Source organism: Brevundimonas sp. SORGH_AS_0993 (assembly GCF_030818545.1).
Classification (GTDB): domain Bacteria; phylum Pseudomonadota; class Alphaproteobacteria; order Caulobacterales; family Caulobacteraceae; genus Brevundimonas.
This window is the reverse complement of the sequence record NZ_JAUTAH010000001.1, coordinates 636,680-656,725: the sequence shown is the minus strand read 5'-3', so window position 1 is coordinate 656,725 and position 20,046 is coordinate 636,680. Positions and strand designations below refer to the sequence as shown.

Here is a 20,046-nt window from a genome sequence, read left to right as displayed (position 1 = left end):
GGTCGGGCGCCGGTCGCTCCAACCGCCGGCGTCCTGGCGCCACTACCGATTAAGTGGCGCGGCGGGGCGGTCGCGTCGCGGACCGAGTCCCGAAGTTTGCCGGCTAACAAAGACGCCGCTGAGGGTCCGGTTGCGCTGGAAATAGGATGCGACTCGCGCGTGGTTGGGGGCACGGACCGCACGAAGGACTTCCGACCACGCGAAGTCTTCTTCGCTGGACAACGGGCGAATTGCGGCAAGGTCTGATTGCAAAATCTGAAGCCCACCTTTCCGATGGTGTTCACCTTGGAGCCTGTACAGCCGCTCGGTTTGGATCGTCATCCTCCGATCTCCCAAGGTGTCCGTCAGCTCCGACAGGGAAGCTAACCCGAGGCGGCGGGCTTCCTCCGCACGCTCGTTGATCCGAGCCCGCCCCGTGCCCACATCCAGTTCGGCTTTCTCGAACACACGGTCGAGAAGAGCCGCTGCGACCTCGGCTCCCATTTGCCGCTTCGTCCACACGTTAGTCTCAGCCACCAGCATCTGCAGCAGCTCAAGCGCAGGGAAGAAGACGGCGTCCCGAGGGTCGCGGAGCGCCGTCAAGAGACCGGGACGCGCGTGAAGATCCAGCTTGATGTCGTCGCCGAAGGCGCTGACTAGCACCTCAATCGGCGTACCTGGGCTTAAGCGAGCCCGCAGACCTGACGGTCCGCCGTGCAAGCCCGCTAGGAAGCGGAGGTATCCGAGATGGATCATTCCGGTTGCTGTGGACAGCGTTGATATCCACGCACAGCAAGCGCGGTCTGAACTCTACTTACAATCTGACGGATCTCCGCCTGACTGAAAGCGCGGCCCCCGATTTGCTCTGAAGGCGTCGAATAGGCTGGCGTAGTCGCCAAAGTCGTTGGAAACCAGAATGCGGCGGCTATCCGCATCCAGCGCAGTCGATCGTCTCATAAGCCCACTCAAGCTCTGGTTGTTTCATGCGCGCGCTGTTTCCACTTTGCAATCCACATCTTGCGGAACGAATGATCCAATAGAGACGTGAAGGCGGCGCCCCAGATCAGTTTTGGGAATGTCTGCAACCGGTGAGGACTCGAAACAGTGGCTGGTCAACCAGCCAATCCCTTCTAGCGACCGCCAACTACCTGACTTTGTCTGCCGCCCATCAAGGTAGGCCGTATCGTCGCGAACTTGGTGGACAGTGCCGTTCGCTATACGGCCGATGTTGAGGTGTCCGTGATCGAGCTGCCGCGCGGCATTCAAGTCACTGTCGCGGACAAAAGACCAAGTGTCGCCGATGCCGACCTCGAACGGATCATAGAGCCGTTCGTCCGGGCGGAAACATCGCGCAGCCGCCAGGCAGGCGGGATCGGGCTTGGGCTGACGATCGCCCGTGACTTTGCCGTCGAGCTGGGTGGGTCGCTGACCCTGCACCACCGGCAGGGCGAAGGCCTGGTCGCCAAGGTGACGCTGGTAAGCGACCGCGTTAACGTCGGATGAGCGGCATGCGCGCCTGCCAGTTCACAGGTGTTCACGAGCCTGGCCCGATCCTCGTGAGCAGCGGTCCGCCGCATCCCTCAGCCGCATCCGCCAGTGTACGGATAGTTCGCTGGTGGTGGTCGACCTTGGTCGGCGCTTCAAAGATATCAGATGCCGCGTCCAAGGCGAGGTCACGCGGCCCGGGCGGCCTGTGACCTCAGTCGGCGACCAGCGCTGCCAGCAACACGCGCAGCGGGTCGGTCTCGTCGTGGAAGCTGGCGATCATGGCATGGAGCATGGCGTCCGGGCGGAGCCGATCGAACTCCAGCCGATGGCCGGCCCGATCGGCGAGGACCGCAAGGAAGGCGAGCTGCGTGCGGCCATTGCCCTCGCGGAACGGATGGATCTGGTTGAGGGCGCTGAGGAAGGCGGTCGCGCCGTCAACGAACGTAATCGTGTCGCGGTCGCGGAGCCATGCCTCACCCCGCAGGCGCGCAAACAGCTTCGCCATCTCCGGCGCGATATACTCGGGGAAGCAGAAGGCATTTCCCCCTTTGGCGATCCGCACCGTCCGAAACTCGCCCGCCCAGTTATAGACGTCCTGAAAGAGGTGGCGATGGACAGCGCGATAGTGGGTTACGCTGAGCCGTCCCCTGGGCAGCGGCTCCGCAGCGCGAGCCGTGCTGATCTCGGTCTCGAAGGCTTCAAGCGCCTCGGGATCTTTCAATCCCAGCCTGTTGCGAAGAACGAGCGTACCCGGATAGCAGTAGGGATCGTCGAACGCCTCGTACACCCGTCGGGTCAGCCGTTTGCGGCGTACTTGGCGATGATGCGCTCGCGTCGCTGTTCGGCCGTGACCTCTCGACGGTCGTCCTCGCAAAATTCCCGCTCGGCGGTGTCGGACAAGCGAAGGCCCTCGACCGCGCTGATGCGGGCGAAGCGCGACAGGCCTAGCGTCACGCCCTTGGTGTTCGCCATCGTCTTCGCTCCCGCCATTTTCATCTCCTGAATCGTAAGAACTAATATAGCGATCTCGCACGCGCTTTGCACGTTCAAGAGACCGTCGGCCCGCTTCGCCCGCGTCCGATGGTCCAGTTGATCCCGTCGCCCTTAATCACGCCCGACACGGACTGGTCGAGATGCCGATCCAGCACGGGCCGCCACGGGACGAGGGTAAATTCCCGCGACTTCTCGATCAGGGCGTAGCGGCCCGAGGCCAGTTCGACCGGGCGGCGATAGACGCCTTCGACACGGTCGCCGGAACGGCTCTCGACATAGGTCTTGCCCAGGTCGTCGGAGAGGCCGCCCGCGACCCGGTTCAGTTCACGCTGGCGTAGCCGGGTCAGGAGGTTGGCGCGATAGACGAGGCGGCCCTGATCTTCCTCGGCCAAGTCCTGCTCGACCAGCCAGCGCTGGCGCAGGGCCTTGGCCGCCGAGACCTCGGCGCCGAACCCTGCTTCGCGCAAGCGTTCCGGTTGGGCCGAGACCAGTTCGCGATCCAGCCAGGTCGCGCCGTCATGACCGACCTGCCGGTCGAGCGGGATCGACGACAGAGTTTCCACGATCACCGGCTCGGCCAAGGACTGACGCGCCTCGAAGGCGGCGGCCCGCGCCACATGGTCGGGCGCGATGATCCAGCCGCCGTCCGCGTCGCGCTCGACGCCGCCGGTGATCCGGCGGATGGCTTCCAGCCGGCGGACGTGGGTCTCCGCGAACCGCTCCGTCGCCGACGGATCGTGACGCAGATGCAGGTCGATGCTGTAGCGTCCTCCGTTCGCTTCGGCGACCGCCGCCACCGTATGATCGACGGCGCGCGCCTCGATCGACCGGGGGACGATGCGAACGACCGCGCCGTTCGGGATGAGGTCGGTCGCTTCGCCTCGGCCGATGTCGACATAGTGAAGCCGCCCGTCCACGGCGTCGACGATGAGGTAATGCCGGTCGCTGAGTTCGTCCGACAGGCCGCGCTCGACCAGCCGACCGACCAGGGGCGTCATGGTCGCGGGATCGGCGATGACCGCATCCAGCCCCGGACGCTCGATCCCGTGGGCGGTGAAGGCGCGCTGCATTGTGCGGACGATGTCGCCGCGCTCGCCCATCCGTTTCAGGGTCTCGTCGAACCCCGGCTCCAGCCGCCAGCGACCGCCGCCCAGATCCTGCGCCAGACCGAGCCGGCCGAGCGTCTGCAAGCGCCCGGCGCGCAGGGTCTGCTGGAACGGATCGAGATCGACGGCGGCGACAATGCCGCCGACATCCCCGTCGCGCATCAGCCGACGGTCAATCGTGGTCAGCCGCTCCTGTCCGATTTCGGCGCGCAGGCGGTCGGCGATCTCGACGTCGGCGCGCGGCCCCAGGTCGAGCGACACCAGTTCGGCGGCCCGCTCGCGCATCCCCTGGGTCAGATATTCGCGGGCGACGATCAGATCCTTGCCGCGCTCGTCCTTGCCGCGCACGATGACGTGCGTGTGGGGATGGCGGGTGTTGAAATGGTCGACCGCCACCCAATCGAGCTTGGTTCCAAGATCCTGTTCCATCTGCGCCATGAGGCGACGGGTCAGGGGCTTGAGGTCTTCGTACTCGGCGCGGTCCTCGGCGGAGACGATGAAGCGGAACTGATGACGGTCGCCAGCCTGGCGGTCGAGGAAGGCACGGCCGTCGGCCTGGTCCGCCTCGGCCGAATAGAGCCGGCCAGGCGCGCCTTCGCGCGTCACCCCGTCGCGCTGGATGTAGCGCAGATGGGCGCGGGCCGGACTGAGGCCCTTGGCGCCGTCGAGACGAACGATCCGCGACTTGATGACGACGCGGCGCTGGCGGAAGGCGGCGAAACGTTCGCGCGAAGCCAGCACCCGACCGACGCCGGAACCCCGTCCGATCCGCGCGCCGGTGAAGCCGCGTCGGCCCGGTCCCGCCGCCCGGCCGCCGCGCGCCAGATTGGCCGCCTTCATGACCTGACCCACGAAGCTCCGGCCGCGCGCCTTGCCCTGCGCGCCAGGGCGGCCGAGGCGGGGTTCGAAATCGTCGTCGACGGGCATGGCGGGGTCTCCGGTCGGCCGCGAATCCGGGCCGTTCAGGATCGACATGGCGCGTCGCAAACCCCTTGCCTATTGGCGCTACCGAAAGCCCCGGAAACGCTGGCTTTGAGCGGCGCATGGCGCCATGTGCCGGATCATGGCGCCATCGGGGCCGCAAAAAACGATGTGCAGACAAATACTTGCAGCGCACTTCGGAGAAGTGGCGCTGTTGTTTCATCTTGCCTTACGCGCTCCCTCCCATTCTCCGGCCCTCAGCGCCCTCCCGCCGCCTCCGCCACCCCAGCCCGCAGACGTCCGACCCGCTCCACGGCGTCACGCGCTCGACGGGAAACCGGGCGTCCGACGATCACCGGAAAGAGGGAGAAACGACGCCTTGCGACGCCGCTTCTCCCGATGGACACCCGTTCAGTTCGGGTTCGCCAGCCAGGCCTCGAACGCCTCGTCCAGCGCCGCCTTCTCCCTCTCGGCGGCCTGCAATTCGGCCTCGATCCGGCGGCATTCCTCGCCGTCGTTGCAGTTCCAAAGCTCGGCCCGCAGTTCCTCGATATGGTGTAAGAGCGTCATCGTCGTCTCCTGTTTCTGGTGAAGGATGACGTCGCCTTCCGGGGCGGAGCGGGCCGGGTCTGGGATCGCGGACGCAATCGCGTCCGCGACCGCGCAGCGGCGATGGGGGTCACGATTTTTCCCGGCGGCCCACACCGTCGAGGGGGTGCGACGCCCGCGATCCGCCGGGAAAAATGGTGGGGCCCCGTCGTCCTTGACGCGGCCCGTTCCGCCCCGGATGCTGGGCCGTCCTGAGCAGACAGCCCCTGTCCCGACGCCTGCCGCAGCGTCCAGGCGGCGCGGCGAACACCGCCGTTCGACGGGACGGCCAAGCTCCGCCGTCCCGCCTTCTGGTCTAGGATTGCAGGCCGAGCCGTGTGCGGGCGGTCTGGAAGTGAGCAGGGTCCAGTTCGATTCCGAGGAAGTCGCGGCCCACGTCCCGCGCCGCCGCAAGCGTCGATCCCGAACCGCAGAACGGGTCCAGCACCACGTCGCCGGGAGCGCTGAACGCCTCGATGAGCGGGCGCAGTATCTCCACGGGCTTTTCGGTCGGATGACGGCGATTGCCCGTGGCGCGGGGCCAGTCGATCACGTCCCCGATAGGTTGATGCGGCGGCGTCGGTCGCCCTTTGGCCAACAGATAGGCCTGTTCGTGTTCGTAGCGCAGGAACCGGGTCGAGGAGGCGTATCGCTTGCGAAAGACGATATGGCCTGCGACCGAGAACCCCGCTTCGCGCCAGGCGGCGACGAAACGGTCCACGGCGCTCCAGCCATAGAAGCTCACCGCGAACCCGTCCCGCCGCAGCACGCGATGGATCTCACGGAAGGCGGGACGCAGCCATGCGTCGTTGTCGTCATTGGCGACGGTGCGGCCGGATCGGTCGGTGTAGCGGCACAGATAGGGGGGATCGGTGACGACAAGATCGACGCTGTCATTGGCGAGTTGCTGCATCATGCGGATGCAATCGCCGCGCGCGATACGGTTGCGCGGCGTGGTCGGCGGAATGGAAGCGGACTGCATGACCGTAGCTCCTTGGGTCAGGGGTTTCCGCGCCTTGGGTCGGCGCTGAAACCCTGCCTCGCGGCGAGCAGCGGGGGAACGGGGGGCAATGAGAATCCGCCGGGGTGGTGCGGGCGCAAGGCGCATCGCGGCTGAGCCACGGCCCGCCGATTGTCGTTGCGGGGGAGAGGGAGCCGCGCGTTCTCTCCCCCCGTAAGACGGATTGAGCGGTGGCGCGTTCTGCGCCGCCTTCCCCGGAGACTATGGACGATCGTCGGGCGGGCGATCGGTGGCCGGGGTCTTCCGCTGGATAGCGAACAGGCCGCCGGACGTCGGCGGGGCGGCGCCTTGCGCGGACGTGGACGGGGTGGGTCCGACGGCGAAGAACAGCCGCTCGCCAGAGAGGATCGCGGGCGGCAAGGCCGGATCGGCGGGCGTGCGGGCGAGCTGGGCGATATAGGCGCGCGTCTCGGCGGGAAGCGGTCGCCCGGTCGCCAGGTGCTCGGCGTAGCGGCCGGGTCCGGCGTTGTAGGCCCCGAACAGACCGGGATAGCCGAAGCGGTCGTGCATGAGCCGGAGATAGGCGGTTCCCGCCAGGATGTTGTCGCGCGGGTCGTGCGGATCGGGACCGAGGCCATGGCGTCGCCGCATCGCGGCATAGGTGTCGGGCATGACCTGCATCAGCCCCATGGCGCCCGCCCGGCTGACGATGGGACGGCCGTTCAGATGGGTGCGGCCGGCGCTTTCGGCCTGCATGACGGCGGCGATCCAGGGCTCGGGAACGCCGAAACGCCGCGACGCCTCGGCGATCAGCGGACGCCAGCGTTCGACGGCGGGCGGGAAAGGAACTGGGCTCTGCGCGGCGGGCGGCGTGGCGGCGACCGTCCCGGCCGGCCCCGTCGCCGCCAGCAGCGCGGCGAGGGCGACGCCCCTCAGCGAAGCCATAGCGGGGTCGCCCGGCCGATCACCGAGGAGCGCGAGACCGGCCCGAAATAGCGCCCGTCGAAGGAGTCCGGCGCGTCCATCAGCAGCAGGATCGTGTCGTCGTCGAGGGTCCGACAGCCTCGCCACCAGGGCAAGGGACGGCCTCGCCGGTCGGCCTGGCGGCGTGTGGCGACGAGGTCGCCGTTAACGAACAGCCAGGGTCCGAGGGCGCAGACGACGTCGCCGTCCGCCGCCGCGACGCGCTTCAGCAGGGGCACGTTCATCGGCAGATACCGGCGCTCGGCGGCGAGACGGCGGACGGCGACGGGGGTTCGGGCGAGCGCCATGTCGCCGACGCGGACGGGCTCGGGGTGAATGCGCCACAGGCCGACCGGCGCGCTGGCGGAGGGATTCCAGATCAGGCGTGGCGCGGGATCGACGGCGGCGACGCCCGCCGCGAGACCGACCAGGGCGAGGCCGGCGGCGGTGGCGGCGAGCCAGCGCCGCGCCCGGTCGCGCCGGTCGCGGCGGAGCGGCGGCTGCCAGCGGACCGGCGACGGGCGGCGGGGCTCAGTCATCGTGGCCGCTCCGCGAGGCGGGGGCGCGATTGGTCAGCGACCAATGTTCGAGGTCGTCGATATGATAGCGGATGAAGCGGCCGTGGCGCCGATAACGCGGGCCGCCGCCCTGCTGGCGCATCAGCTCCAGGGTGGATTTGGCGAGGCCGATGTAGAAGGCGGCCTGGGCGGTGTTGAGGAAGGGGCTGCCGCGCTTGGCGCGCGCGGCGCGGGTGTTCGGGTCGTCGTCCACGGCGTCCTCCGTCGCTGAGGTCACGGACGGCGGGGAAGCGCGCCGCCCGGGAACGGTGCGAGTGAAGCCGGGATGCAACGGCTCCGGCAGGGACGATTCCGGGGCCCTCAGGAATCGTCCGGGGCCGAAAACGGGAACGGAACAGGCGGCCCCGCGCCGGGCGGCGCGGGGCCGGGAGGATCAGGGCACTTCGTTGGGGATGATGGCGAACACGTCGTCGTCGTCCTGACCGGCGGCCTTGCCGAGGGTGGCGTAGATCGCCTGGTTGCCGATCTGCGGGTGGAAGATGCGCAGGGAGACATATTCGCGTCCCGATTCGCGTCCGACCTTGGTCCAGGCCGCGCCCAGTTCGCTCGACCCGGAGAAGATGCGATAGTCGGGCTGGTTGTCGCGCCGCTTTTCGGCGTTGGGCGTGATCTCGATGGGCAGCGGGGTGCGGCGTCCGAGCAGGGCGAGACCGCCGGTGAAGGCATTGGCCTGGGGGTCGCGGACGACGGTTCCGAGCGAAGACATAATGGTGTTCCTTTCGTCTGTGCGCCGAGGCCGATCCCCGGCGACAGCGAACCGAGAGGGGCGCGTCGGGATTGCCGAACCCGCAGGGCGGGAGCGAAGCGGACGACCGGAGCGCGGGGCTGTTTTGCAGCGAAGCGGCCGCGAGGAGCCGGGCTAAGCACGGCGGGGAAAACAGTTCCGCGCGATGGTTTCGGGCGGCCCAGCGACGCCCCCAGGTTCGAGCGGTCGACGCCGGGGTCGCCTCGCGGACCGGACGGAAAGACGATCGACCGTCAGGCCCGTGCGGCCGAACCGTTCGCCCCGCCCGAGGGGCCGTCGTCGTCATCGGTGCGTTTGCCCGTCCATCCGGCGCGGCCCCGACGGCGTCAGGCGGTCGATCCGAAGGCGGGAAGCGCCGCGCCGCCCGCCCGTCGCCGAAGCGGCCGAGGGCACGCGGCCGGTGGTCGATCAGGCTCGGGCGGGGTCCGGCGCGCCTGCGGATTCCGCCACGCTCATCCCGCCGGGAACCATGCGCATCGCACGATCTCCGCCCCGGGCGACGCGGCCGGTCAAGAGGATGAAGAGCGCCGCGCCGCCATCCTCAATCGGCCTTCGACGGCGTGCGGCCGCGCGTCGTCTTGGGGACCGGCGGCGGAGGCGCGGCGGGCTTGCGGCCGAGCCCGAGGGACAGGGCGACCGCGCGCCGCCGCTCCGAATAGGCCGGGGCCACCATCGGATAGTCGGCGGAGAGGCCGTAACGGGCGCGATAGTCCGCCGGGCTCAGGCCGTGGCTGGAGAGGTGACGCTTGAGGCTCTTATAGGGTTTGCCGTCGATCATGGAGATGATGACCTCGGGATCGGCGAGCGACTTTCGGGCGGTGACGGCGGGGAGCGGGGCCGGTTCGGCGGGCGGTTCGACCGCCCCGCCCTGGAGGGCCGCGAAGGCGGCGTGTGTGGCCGTGATCAGGCCCGGCACGGCGTCGGGCGCGAGGCTGTGGTTGGCGAGATAGGCGGCGACGATGTCGGCGGTCAGGCCGAGGATGTCGGTGGTCGGCGCGGCGTCTTCGGTCATGGAACCCCCGGTATGAAAGACCGGAGATTAGACGACCGAAGACGAGACGACAAAGGCCAGGAGGGAACGGAAAAATGCGCCGCCCGCAACCCCGCAAGGGGCGCGGGCGGCGCGCGATTTTTCCCGCGCTGACGCCTGAAGGCGCGCCAGGAAAAAGACGGGGTGGCGGTCGCGCCGCCGCCCGTCCGGCAGCTACTCCGCCGCGAGGACGTAGGGCTGGGGCGCCGGCGCCTCAGGCGGGGGCAGGCGTCGGACCACGGCCTTGACGCCCGCCCACCGTTCGACCGGAGGGAAGACCCGGTCGGTGTATCGGGCGGGCGGGAAAGCGAGCCATTTCGGGGTCCAGCGCTCGACCTTGGGCCGGTCGTTGGTGCCGTCGAGGAAGTCGCGGACGATGGCCTTTTGCGTCTTCACCTTGTCCGAGACATTGGCGTCCGCGACCCGCTTGCCGCCCACGTCCTTCAGGAGGGCGTTGGCGACGGGGCGGTCGCGGATCAGGTCGAAGAAGACCGGATCGGGGGTCCACCACTGGCCCATGTCCACCTTGAGATAGGCGCCCACCGCCTCGACGAGCGGCCCGCCCGCCGCCAGGGTTTCGCCCATGACCACGGCGGCGACGGCCATCACCGCGTCGTCGGGAAGCGGGATCAGGCGGGCGAAGACCTCGACGGTCGGGGTCTCGCCAAAGCCGCCGCGCGCCACTGTGGGATCGTCGGGGCCGAAGCCCAGCAGGGCGAGGACCGCGCGGCGCTTGGCGTCGAAGGCGGTTTCGGCGGGGCAGGTTTCGACGCTTTCCGCCACGGCCTCGTTGCGGACGGACGGGCCCTCGACCTTGACGCTCCAGAGCGACGAGCCGGCGATGGCGTGGGCGACCATGAGCCGCAAGGCGACGCCCGGATGGTCCGTCAGGACGGCGCGGACGGCGGCATGACGATGCAGGTCGAGATAGGTCTGCATCGTGCTTGTCACCTCGGGCTTGCCGAAGGCGGCGACGGACTGGCCTGACGCTTCCGCCTCGGCCTTGGCGGCGGCGGCGCGCGCCTTGCGGGCCTCCTTGCCCGACAGATAGCCCTCGTGGATCGTCACCTCGCCCCGCGCGCTGACGGCGATGAAGACCTTGCCGCCCTTCGCCTTGGGCGTCTTCTCGTATTCGTAGCCGTGGAAATAATCGCCCACGTCCATCACCTCGACGGCGGTCCAGCCGTCTTCGAGATAGCGGTCGCGCAAGGCGGCGACCGCCTCGTTCTGGCAGGTCCAGAACAGGTCGGCGTCCTCGAAATAGCCGTCCTCTCCGAACAGGTCGGTCTTGATCCGGCCCGGATAGGCGTCGAGGTCGAAGAGGGCGACCTTGGTCGGGATCGACTGGCCGCCGAACAGCCACGCCTTCAACGACGCGCCGGTCGGGGCGTATTGTTCGGGATCGTCATGGAGGGCGAGCCAGTCCTTTTGCTGGGTCTTGCTGGCGAGCGTGAGGCACCGCACCGTGCGGGCGTCGATCTTGTCCGCCGCATAGAGGGCGCGGATGCGGGGCTGGAGATTGCCGAGGGCGAGGATGCGCCGGACATAGAGATCGGTCAGGCCGAAGGTCCGGCCGATGTCCTCGATGGTGCGGCCCTGTTTGACGAGGCGGGTGAAGGTTTCCCATTGGGTGACGGCGTCGGGATCGAGCCGGGCGAGGTTCTCGATCAGGGAGGCTTCCAGCGCCGCCGCGTCGTCGCCCGGCTCCATGATGGCGCACGGCAGCGGATCGACCTCGCCGCTCTCTTCGAGAAGGGTGCGAGAGGCGAAATAGCGGCGGCGACCGGCGACGATCTCGAAGGTTTCGTCTTCGCCGGACGGGCGCACCAGCAGGGGGACGAGGACGCCGCGCGCCCGGATGGAGGGCAGGATGTCGGACACGTCCGGGGCGGTCTTGCCGTGGCGCATGTTCAGCGTGGAGACGCTGAGCTTGCCAAGGTCGATGTTTGCGAGTTGCATGGTGGTCTACTCCTTGGAGTGGACCGGCCCCGTCCGTTCGATCGTTCCTGCGGAAGACGGGCGGGGCCGGGATTTGCGCGGAAAGAGCCGCGCGCTCATCCGCCGCCGGGATCGGCGGTCGGAATCTCGGGGTCTCGATCTTCGGGGCCTCCATCATCAGGGGTGGGGCCGCCCTCGCGGGTCGCCCGGTGCAACAGGCGCTCGGCCCACAGGATCGACCCGGCGCGCCGCGACCATGCGGCCCAGACCGAGAGGGAAAAGGGGGTCTCGAACAACAGGTCGCGTTCGATGCCGAGGCCGAACGGCAGGCGGACGCCCGCCAGTTCGGACAGGCTGAACGATCCGAGTTCGGGTTGGCCGAACCCGAGGTCCGCCAGCCCGAAGAGGGTGTCGCCGTCCGCGTCCAGTTCGGTGGCGAGCCATGTGGCCCCGCCCGCCGGGTTGAAGAATTTCACGACCGGCTTGGGGTCGGGTTCGGCCCGCCCTTCGCACTGAGCGTCGCGGTGGGCGTCGGCGTTGGCGCGCAGGGCGGCGCGCAGTTCGGGGGTCAGGAGGATGCAGTTCGGGGGTCAGGAGGATCATGCGGCGATCCTCGCCGCTTCCCCGACGCGCGCGGCTTCGGCGTCTGGATCGGGCGCGAAGGCCATGAGGAAATCGGCGGCCTTGGAGGCTTGGCTGGCGGCGCGGAAGATGGCGCGATTGTCGGCGCGCAGGACGGCGAGCCAGTTCGCCAGATAGTCGGCATGGCGGACGGTCGGAACGATGCCGAGGGCGGCGCACAGGAAGGCCGCGCCCATTTCCGCCGCCAGTTCCTCGCGGGCGTAGGCGTCCGATCCGAACCCGCCCGAGAGGTCGCGGTGGAGCCGGGTCGGATGGCCGGTCCAGTGGGTCAGTTCGTGCAGCGCCGTGCGGTAATAGTTGATCTGATCATGAAAGGCCGGTTGCGGCGGGACTTGGACGTAGTCGGGACCGGGGGCGTAGAAGGCCCGGTCGCCGCCGATGCGGAAGTCCGCGCCGGTCGCCTTGATCAGCGCCTCGGCGGCGGGGACGGCGCGGCGTTCAGGCAGGGGCGATGGTTCGGGAGCGAGCCGGCCGAAACCCTCGCATTGGGCGAGGTTGAAGACGGTGAAGCGCTTGAGGAAGGGCACGACGCGGGCGTCCTCGCCACGCTCGCGGGCGCGCTCCTTCTCGGCTTCAGGGGTGAAGCGGTCGGCGTAGACGACGGTGGTTCCGCGCTCGCCCTTGCGGACGGCGCCGCCCGCGGCGAGCGCCTGTTTGAAGGTGAGCCAGTCCTGCGAGGGGTAGCCGTGGGCGATGACCGCGCCCCACAACAGCAGGATGTTGACGCCCGAATAGCGTCGCCCGGTGGCGGCGTTCCTTGGCAGGCCGGGGGCGGCCCCGCCGGGTCGGCCCCAGGGCTGGACCCATGGAAAGACGCCCGCCTCGAGCTGGGCGACGATCCTGGCCGTCACCTCGTCATAGAGGCTGGCCTTGGGGGCGTCGTCGCGCGCCGGGGCGGCGGGCGAAGCCCGCCCCCTCCCCTCTCCACGGACGCGGCGGTCGGAAGTCTGTCGCATACGGTTCCTCCATTCCCGCCCCAAAACCCCACGGCCTCTCCCCGAAGCGGGGGGTGGGCGGCGACTGCGACCCGCCGGGCGCGCCTGCGAGGCGGGCGCCACCCGAAGGGCCGCAACGCAGTGGAGGAGCCGGCCGCAGGCCGGCTTGGCGGACGCCGGGGCGCGTCCAGAAGGGAGCGCCGGCCACAACCCGCGCACGGGAGAGGCCAAACCGAAAAGAGCCGCCGCGCGACGCGCGGCGACCGAGACGGGGGGCGCAGCCCCCCGCTGGAAGGGGTGGCGCGAGACCGCCCGCGGGCTCGCGCTCAGGGGAAGGCCTTCCCCTTATAAATCATCGAGAAGACTCAGATCATGACGAGCGGGCCGGTTCGTGTCGGCAACGCGGCTTGCTCCGGCCTATCTAGAAAAGCCGTCTTGGAGGCGTGGAGTCGTAAGACCAATTCGCGCTTGTGGGATGTTTTTTCTGAACCCTTGACCGTTGGCGGTCTGCGGGGTCAGCGTCGTCTCCAACCTGTCACCGGAGCTTGCGCCGTGCTGCCGCAAGAAGGTTCGTCGAACCCGCCGTCACCCCTGACGGACCTGCATTCGCGGTTCCGAGCGCCTCTCCATGCCTTCTTCCTGCGCCGTCTGAACGATCCGGCCGCCGCCGAAGATTTGACCCAGGACGCCTTCGTCAAGCTGTTGGCCGCCGCCGAGCGCGACAAGGTCGATGATCCCGGCGCGCTGCTGTTCACGATCGCCGGGGGCCTTCTCAACGATCGCTATCGCATGTCGCGGAGACGGCGCGACGCCTTGCTGGCCAATGTCGATACAGGCCCGGTCAGCCCCGTCACGCTGGAGTTCGTCGAGACCGGCGATCCCGAGCGGCTGGTGCTGGCCCGCGAACGCATCGCGGCGGTGACGCGCGCGCTGGACGAACTGGGCGAGCGCACCCGAACCATCTATGTCCTGTTCCGGCTGGAAAACATGAAGCAGCGCGACATCGCCGCCCTGTTCGGGGTCAGCAAGAGCACCGTCGAGAAAGAGATCGTGAAGGCCGGCCTGCACCTCAACAAACGTTTGCGGGCGCTGACGCGATGAGCACGCCCCTCCCCGACGATCGGCTGAGAGAGGCGATGACCTGGCGGGCGCGCCTCAAGGACGCCGGCCTCGAAAGCAGCGCGGCGTTCGAAGCCTGGATCGCAGCTGATCCGGCCCATGCAGCAGCCTGGGCGGACACGGAAGACGTGTGGGCCTTTCTGGATGACAGCGCCGTCTCGCATTCGCCGGACCTGATGACGATCCGGCGCAAGGCGCTGGCGGCGGCAGAGCGCCAGGGGCGCCGTCGGCCGGTGGATCGCCGACGCTGGTTGCAGCCGCTCGCGGCGGGCTTTCTGATCGCCGTGCTGCTGGGCGCCAGCGGCGGCGGAGTGATCTGGCTGGCTCAGCGACCGGATGTCTATCGTACGACCCTCGGCGAGCGACGGGTGATCCCGCTTCCTGACGGGTCGAAGGTGTCGCTGGATTCGAACAGCGAGGTTCGAGTGCGCTATGCGGGCGAGGCCCGCAAGCTGACCCTCGTCCGCGGCCAGGCACGGTTCGACGTGGCGCGGGATGTCCGGCGACCATTCTCCGTAGCGGCGGCCGGCCGGACCGTGGTCGCGGTCGGCACGGCGTTCAACGTCGATATGCTGGGCCGGACGGTTCGGGTGACATTGCTTCACGGCCAGGTCGTGATCCTGAACGACGACGATGAACCGCCGGTCAGGACCGCGTTGAGCGCGCCATCCCGAGGCGTTCGGCTCAATCCGGGCGAGGCGTTCACGGCCGCGCCGGCCGCGTCGCCGGTCGTCACGGCCGCCAGCGTGGAACGGGTTACGGCCTGGGAGACGGGGCAGCTCATGTTCGACAATGAGCCGCTGGGGAGCGTGGCCGAGCGCATCAGCCGCTACGCCGCCCATCCGGTGCGGGTCGCGCCCCAGGTCGCGGGCTTGCGTATCAGCGGCGTGTTCGACACGGGCGACGTGGCGGGCTTCGTCCAGACGATGGGGGTCTATCTGCCGGTGCGCGCGGTGCCTGATGCGGATGGCGGCGTCACGCTTCAGCCCGACCGCTGACCGCGACGATTTCATTACGACTCGCCCGTCCCCGGACGGCTTGAACTTCTGGAAGCCATTTAGGGGCCAGCCAGGGGGATAGGATGACCATCAGGATTACGCGCAACATCCGGGCCGGTGCTTCGGCGCTGGCGATCGCGCTTGGCCTCGCCGCGGCCGCGCAGGCGCAGGACCGAACCTACAGCATTCCGGCCGAGCCGTTGGCGAGCAGCCTTCGCCAGTTCGCCCGCGTTTCCGGCGAACAGATCGTTTTCACCGACGCCCTTGTGCGAGGCAAGACCGCCCCTGCGCTGCAAGGCGCGTTCTCCTCCGATGTAGCCCTGGCCCGCCTTCTCGCCGGCACGGGTCTGGTCGCCCGCCGTTCGGAGAACGGCACCCTCATGATCATGAGGGCCGACGGCCCCCAGGACCTGGCCGCCGATCAGGGCGGCAGCGGGGTCGCTCGCGTTGAGGATATCGTCGTCACGGGTAGCCGGATCAGGGGAGCGCCGCCGTCCGCGCCGGTCATCACCGTCACAAACGAGGACATGAAGAACGCCGGTCAATCTGACCTCGGTGAAGCAATTCGGAGCCTGACGCAAAATTACAATGGCGGCCAGAACCCCGGCGTTGCTGCATCGCAAGGCGGGAACCCTTTCAATGCCGATCTGACCGGAGCATCATTCCTGAACTTGCGTGGGATGGGCGCGGACGCGACCCTCACTCTGCTCAACGGTAACAGGCTGAGCTACAACGGCGTGAATGCCGCCGCCGACATCAGCGCAATCCCCGCCGCCGCCGTCAGCCGCATCGAAATTCTTACTGATGGGGCCTCCGCTCTGTATGGCTCGGATGCGGTGGCGGGCGTCGCAAACGTCATCCTACGGCGCGACTACGACGGAGTAACCGCAAGCGCGCGCTATGGGGACACGACTGACGGCGGCGGCGCCCAGCATCAGTATAATGTCGTGGGAGGACGGACCTGGACGGGAGGCGGCGTATTGGCCGCCTACGACTATTTCAAATCCGAGCCGATCTTCGCTGCTCAACGCGCCTACACGGAAGCCATGCCGCCTGAGAGCGTGCTTTATGCCGAGAATATGCGCCACAGCGCGATCCTGAGTCTTACCCAGCAGTTGACCTCGGCGATCAAGACGTCGCTCGACGTCACTTACAAGAACGGCCACAAACTCAGCCAGAACGCCTTCAGCGTCACCACGCCTTTGCTGCTGAACGGCTATGTCACCTCGACCGATGTCGAGGCACTGACCATCGCGCCCAGAGTCGAACTTCAACTGCCGGGCGATTGGACGTCCTTCGTAGCGGCGACCTATGGGTTCGACAACGCCGCCATCACCGGAACGAACTATTACGCGCCTTCCACGCCGACAGTATCGACCACTGACTACGACAACCGATCGCGTTCTCTTGAAGTCGGCGGCGAAGGTCCCTTAGCGACGGTGCCCGGTGGTCGATCCCGCCTTGCCCTGGGCGCGGGCTACAGGACCACGGGGCTCGATGCACTAACTCAATCCAACAGCGCCATCATACAAGCGTTTGATGATGGACTGGATAACTACTTCGCCTACGGTGAGGTTTTCGTTCCGCTCGTTTCGCCAGAAATGAAGCTTCCATTTGCAGACAACCTCTCCATCACGGGCGCGCTTCGCTACGAAAACTACACTGCCATCGAAGATGTCGTTACTCCGAAAGTCGGGATAAGCTACCGCCTGTCGGACATTCGATTGAAGGCGTCATGGGGACGATCGTTCCATGCGCCGACTTTCTATCAACTCTACTCAAATCAGACGACGCTTCTGCGCGCCGTATCTGGATATGGTTCCACCTTCCCTACCGGCGCGACCTACATTTCCGTTTCCGGAGGGAATTCGGATCTCAAGCCTGAGAGGTCGGAAAACCTTACGCTCACAGCCGAGTATTCCCCGCCTTTTCTTGACGGCTTGGATGTGTCCTTGAGTGTCTTCAGCGTCGACTACAAAGACAGGATCACCGCGCCGCTGACATCATACACCGGCGTTCTCACCAATCCGCTTTACGCCGACATCACGATCTTCAGTCCAACGGTGACACAAATCGGGAGCTATGTGTCAAACAGCGCCTTCGGCCTTCAAAGCTTGATCAACGCCGCTTACGACCCAGCCAAGGTTGTTGCGATCGTCGACAACCGCAACCGAAACGTGGCGCGCGAGAACTATCGCGGCGTGGATGCTTCGGTCAGATATCGCTTCCTCGCGGAGGAAGATCGCAGCCTGACATTGTCCGGTTCAGCAAGTTACCTGGAATCCGAACAGGAGTTGAAGGAGGGTCTTTCAACGGTTGGACTGGCAGGAAACGTCTTTCGTTCTCCGCATCTGCGTGCTCGTTCGGGGGCCGTGCTCCAACAGGGAAATCTTACCTTGGCGGCCTATGCGAGCTATATAGGCGGAACGACAGACAGGCGGCGCTCAACCCAGCTTCACGTGAGTTCCGTCACGACCCTGGACCTCACCGGACACCTGAAAATACGCGATGATGTCGATTTCAGCTTCAGCGCGCTGAACGTCTTCAACGCAAGACCTGAAAACGTCTACACCTCTTCCGTCTTGTCCGCGCCTTACGACACAACGAACTACTCGGCCATCGGCCGTTTTCTTGGCGTGTCCATCACCAAATCATGGTGATGAAGCTAGGGGTTGTTGCAGCGGCCGGCCTATTGACCGCTGCAACAGCCTGCCTTGCTTCCACGGCCTCTGGAAAGGCCTGGGAAGCACCGGCAGGCATGCCGTCGCCGCCTTACGTCCATCGCGGACGCGCCTGGACCTTGAACGACATCATCACGACCCCTGAGATCGCCGGTCTCGTACTTTCATCAGACGGCAAGACGGCTGTTTATGTCGCACGCCAAGCCGACATGGCCTCCGACCGAAAAATCTCGACGTTGCATCAGGTCGATCTCGACTCTCGGATTGATCGCATACTGTTGCGGGCCGATTGGATCGAGGATGTAAAATCCATTCCGGCGTCCGACGCCTGGAGCGTGCTGGCCGATCGGGGCCACGGTGTCCAACTCTATCGCATCGATCCGGGTGGACAGATCACGCCGTTGGTTCAAGCACCGGTCACGCTCCCGTTCGGTCAAGTCGACGGCGCGTTCGCCTCCAATGCCTCCGACGCCCCGCGTCGGGTCGGCATCCTCGGTTATGCATGGTCGCCGAGCGGGCAAAGCCTGTGGTATGCGCGCGTCCGCGCCGCGCCTGACGACCGAAAGCCTTTGATCGATGATGCCGCTTGGCTTGCGGGTTGGCGGCGGCGTTGGGTCGTGCCGGCCTTCATCGAGTATCGACTGGTGACGGAGGGCCGAGATATTCTGATAGCCGAGCGTCCGGCTCTCGATCGTATCGCCCTCTACTATGCCGGCAACGTCACATGGAATGGCGAAGCGCCCTCCTATGTCACGGAGGAGCAAGATGGAACGGGCGGGCCGCACTACGCCGCCTACGCCTGGAATGGTGAAACAGGGAGAACAAGCCGCCTAGCGGAAGCGCCGACCCATCCCTTTGGCCAACCTGCGCTCGGCCCCAGTGGAGGACGGCTTAAAACTTCGGGCTTCGGCCCCGAACGCCGACTTGAGGAAGTCGCGGTTGACGGAACGGTTAAGACCTTTGGACCCGTCGATTTCGTTCTCGACGATCCCCCTGCGTCGGGCCATTGGGCGTCTTTGAACGGTGGTCGAGCCATAGTCGGCGTGCGAGACATCAGCCATCCCCGCTACGGATTGCTTGTGCTGGAAGCCGATACTGGCGGACGACAGATTCAGATATCCGGCAGCCTGACCCATTGCGATTTTAACGAGACGGCGACGGCAGGCGTGTGCGTCCACGAAGGCATGACGACGCCGCCGGAATTGGTGAGCATAGATCCGGTCACGGCGTCAGCGACGTCGATAATGCCGCTGGCGTCGAAGCAGTCGGAAATCGAGCCCTTAACCGTCGAACCCCGTGTCTGGACCAATCGACTGGGCTATTTCAGCACGGGATTTGTCGTTTACCCGCGAACCTATGAGCCGGGTCGACGATACCCTGCCGTCATTGTCACGCACGGCAGCGATGCGGATGAGAGGTTCGTGGATCAAGGCTTCCAATGGGATTATCCGATCCAGGCGTTGGCCGAGCGCGGGTATGTGGTTCTGGCCATGAATGACCCGACCGCCGGTCAAAGCGCCGACTTAAGAGCCGCCTATGACGGTTGGGCCGGTCGAAGAGAGACGGACCCCAAGGTCGTCCAGGATTTGGTGTGGCGCAATGGAGTGTTCAGTTTCGAGGACGCTATAGAAGAAATGGCTCAGGCGGGCGTCGTCGATTCTAGTCGCGTGGGAATTGCCGGTTACAGTCGCGGTTCGCAGATGGTGAATGTCGCGATGACGCAGTCCAAGTTGTTTAAGGCTGCATCTAGTGGAGACGGCGGGTATCTGGAACCGGGAAGCTATTACACCATACCATCAAATCCTGTTGCCTATAACCGAGTTTACGGTGGATCGCCTTTCGATACACGGGCACTCGAGAATTATCTTCGCCTTTCGCCAACATTCCGTGCCGCAGAATCTACTGGGGCCGTCTTGCAGCAGGTTGCCGAACCACGTGCTGGAGCCATCCAACTCCACGCAGCACTCCGAGAAGCTGGTGTCCCCGCACAGATCACCTTGTATCCGGGAGAAAGCTTGGCTGCCGACGAAACCCACCTCTTCCACATTCCGTCAAACCGGCTGGCGGCGATGCAGGAGAACATCGACTGGTTCGACTTCTGGCTGCTCGGCAAGGAAGACACGTCGCCGGAGAAACGGCCTCAATATGAGCGGTGGCGACGCATGAAGGGCGCGTTTGAAGCTGATAGGCTTCAGCGACAAGCGCGCCCTTGACGGTTGACCGCGGCGCGATGCACGCGGGGAGAGGGCCGATCGGAGTAGCGCGTCGAACGAGCGACGATTTTCCGCTAGGCGGAGGCCGAAAATAGTCAAGGTGCGGCCGTCTCGTCGCATAATGGCGGGTTAAGGGCCGGTTTCGGCGGCGTCGCCGGAAATTCGCTC

General features: G+C 66.7%; 19 protein-coding genes. 5 read left to right on the top strand and 14 right to left on the bottom strand.

The features are described from left to right. Nucleotides 1–42 precede the first annotated feature (42 nt). Complete coding sequence (locus QE389_RS03265) at nt 43–735, bottom strand: hypothetical protein (RefSeq protein WP_307364626.1); 693 nt, start codon at nt 733–735, stop codon at nt 43–45. A 402-nt stretch (nt 736–1,137) separates the two neighbouring features. Here QE389_RS03265 and QE389_RS03260 point away from each other — a divergent pair, with 402 nt between their 5' ends. Next, nucleotides 1,138–1,482, top strand: coding sequence for an ATP-binding protein (locus QE389_RS03260; RefSeq protein ID WP_307368887.1), 345 nt, complete (start codon nt 1,138–1,140; stop codon nt 1,480–1,482). Between the two features lie 196 nt (nt 1,483–1,678). On the opposite strand, the gene QE389_RS03255 is transcribed toward QE389_RS03260, so the two are convergent. From QE389_RS03255 to QE389_RS03195, 13 genes are all read right to left on the bottom strand, one after another. Then, entirely contained in the window at nt 1,679–2,254 is a 576-nt protein-coding gene (locus tag QE389_RS03255) for a Fic family protein (RefSeq protein WP_307364624.1), read from the bottom strand. Nucleotides 2,255–2,262: 8 nt separating this feature from the next. Further along, nucleotides 2,263–2,457 (bottom strand): hypothetical protein, encoded by a 195-nt coding sequence (locus QE389_RS03250; RefSeq protein ID WP_307364623.1) that lies wholly within the window; start codon nt 2,455–2,457, stop codon nt 2,263–2,265. A gap of 56 nt (nt 2,458–2,513) precedes the next feature. Continuing rightward, on the bottom strand, nt 2,514–4,493 hold the full coding sequence (gene rlxS / locus QE389_RS03245; RefSeq protein ID WP_307364619.1) for a relaxase/mobilization nuclease RlxS: 1,980 nt from the start codon (nt 4,491–4,493) through the stop codon (nt 2,514–2,516). A 405-nt stretch (nt 4,494–4,898) separates the two neighbouring features. Beyond that, nucleotides 4,899–5,057, bottom strand: a complete 159-nt coding sequence (locus QE389_RS03240; protein WP_307364616.1) for a hypothetical protein — start codon at nt 5,055–5,057, stop codon at nt 4,899–4,901. Between the two features lie 334 nt (nt 5,058–5,391). Continuing rightward, complete coding sequence (locus QE389_RS03235) at nt 5,392–6,057, bottom strand: DNA methyltransferase (RefSeq protein WP_307364614.1); 666 nt, start codon at nt 6,055–6,057, stop codon at nt 5,392–5,394. A gap of 240 nt (nt 6,058–6,297) precedes the next feature. Then, the gene (locus QE389_RS03230; protein WP_307364612.1) at nt 6,298–6,981 is read right to left on the bottom strand and encodes a lytic transglycosylase domain-containing protein; all 684 of its coding nucleotides are present in this window, start codon (nt 6,979–6,981) and stop codon (nt 6,298–6,300) included. Continuing rightward, entirely contained in the window at nt 6,969–7,538 is a 570-nt protein-coding gene (locus QE389_RS03225; protein ID WP_307364610.1) for a S26 family signal peptidase, read from the bottom strand. The genes QE389_RS03230 and QE389_RS03225 overlap by 13 nt, the downstream gene beginning before the upstream one ends. Continuing rightward, nucleotides 7,531–7,770, bottom strand: a complete 240-nt coding sequence (locus tag QE389_RS03220; protein WP_307364608.1) for an AlpA family transcriptional regulator — start codon at nt 7,768–7,770, stop codon at nt 7,531–7,533. Before QE389_RS03220 ends, QE389_RS03225 begins: the two co-directional genes overlap by 8 nt. A 180-nt stretch (nt 7,771–7,950) precedes the next feature. Further along, entirely contained in the window at nt 7,951–8,283 is a 333-nt protein-coding gene (locus tag QE389_RS03215; RefSeq protein ID WP_307364606.1) for a DUF736 family protein, read from the bottom strand. A gap of 580 nt (nt 8,284–8,863) precedes the next feature. Next, a complete protein-coding gene (locus tag QE389_RS03210; RefSeq protein ID WP_307364604.1) occupies nt 8,864–9,334 on the bottom strand; it encodes a MucR family transcriptional regulator in 471 nt (156 codons plus the stop codon). 192 nt (nt 9,335–9,526) lie between these two features. After that, nucleotides 9,527–11,311 carry a ParB N-terminal domain-containing protein gene (locus tag QE389_RS03205; RefSeq protein ID WP_307364602.1) on the bottom strand — a complete coding sequence of 595 codons (1,785 nt, stop codon included), beginning with the start codon at nt 11,309–11,311 and terminating at the stop codon, nt 9,527–9,529. Nucleotides 11,312–11,406: 95 nt separating this feature from the next. Further along, nucleotides 11,407–11,862: a DUF2958 domain-containing protein gene (locus QE389_RS03200; protein ID WP_373458333.1), complete on the bottom strand. Its 456-nt coding sequence runs from the start codon at nt 11,860–11,862 to the stop codon at nt 11,407–11,409. 27 nt (nt 11,863–11,889) lie between these two features. Continuing rightward, nucleotides 11,890–12,888, bottom strand: a complete 999-nt coding sequence (locus QE389_RS03195) for an ArdC family protein (protein WP_307364601.1) — start codon at nt 12,886–12,888, stop codon at nt 11,890–11,892. 531 nt (nt 12,889–13,419) lie between these two features. On the opposite strand from QE389_RS03195, the gene QE389_RS03190 reads away from it, so the two are divergent. From QE389_RS03190 to QE389_RS03175, 4 genes are all read left to right on the top strand, one after another. Continuing rightward, nucleotides 13,420–13,968, top strand: a complete 549-nt coding sequence (locus QE389_RS03190; RefSeq protein WP_307364599.1) for an RNA polymerase sigma factor — start codon at nt 13,420–13,422, stop codon at nt 13,966–13,968. After that, on the top strand, nt 13,965–14,984 hold the full coding sequence (locus QE389_RS03185) for a FecR family protein (RefSeq protein ID WP_307364597.1): 1,020 nt from the start codon (nt 13,965–13,967) through the stop codon (nt 14,982–14,984). Before QE389_RS03190 ends, QE389_RS03185 begins: the two co-directional genes overlap by 4 nt. 83 nt (nt 14,985–15,067) lie before the next feature. Beyond that, complete coding sequence (locus QE389_RS03180) at nt 15,068–17,644, top strand: TonB-dependent receptor (RefSeq protein ID WP_307364595.1); 2,577 nt, start codon at nt 15,068–15,070, stop codon at nt 17,642–17,644. Nucleotides 17,645–17,784: 140 nt separating this feature from the next. After that, the gene (locus tag QE389_RS03175) at nt 17,785–19,878 is read left to right on the top strand and encodes a prolyl oligopeptidase family serine peptidase (RefSeq protein ID WP_307364593.1); all 2,094 of its coding nucleotides are present in this window, start codon (nt 17,785–17,787) and stop codon (nt 19,876–19,878) included. Nucleotides 19,879–20,046 lie beyond the last annotated feature (168 nt).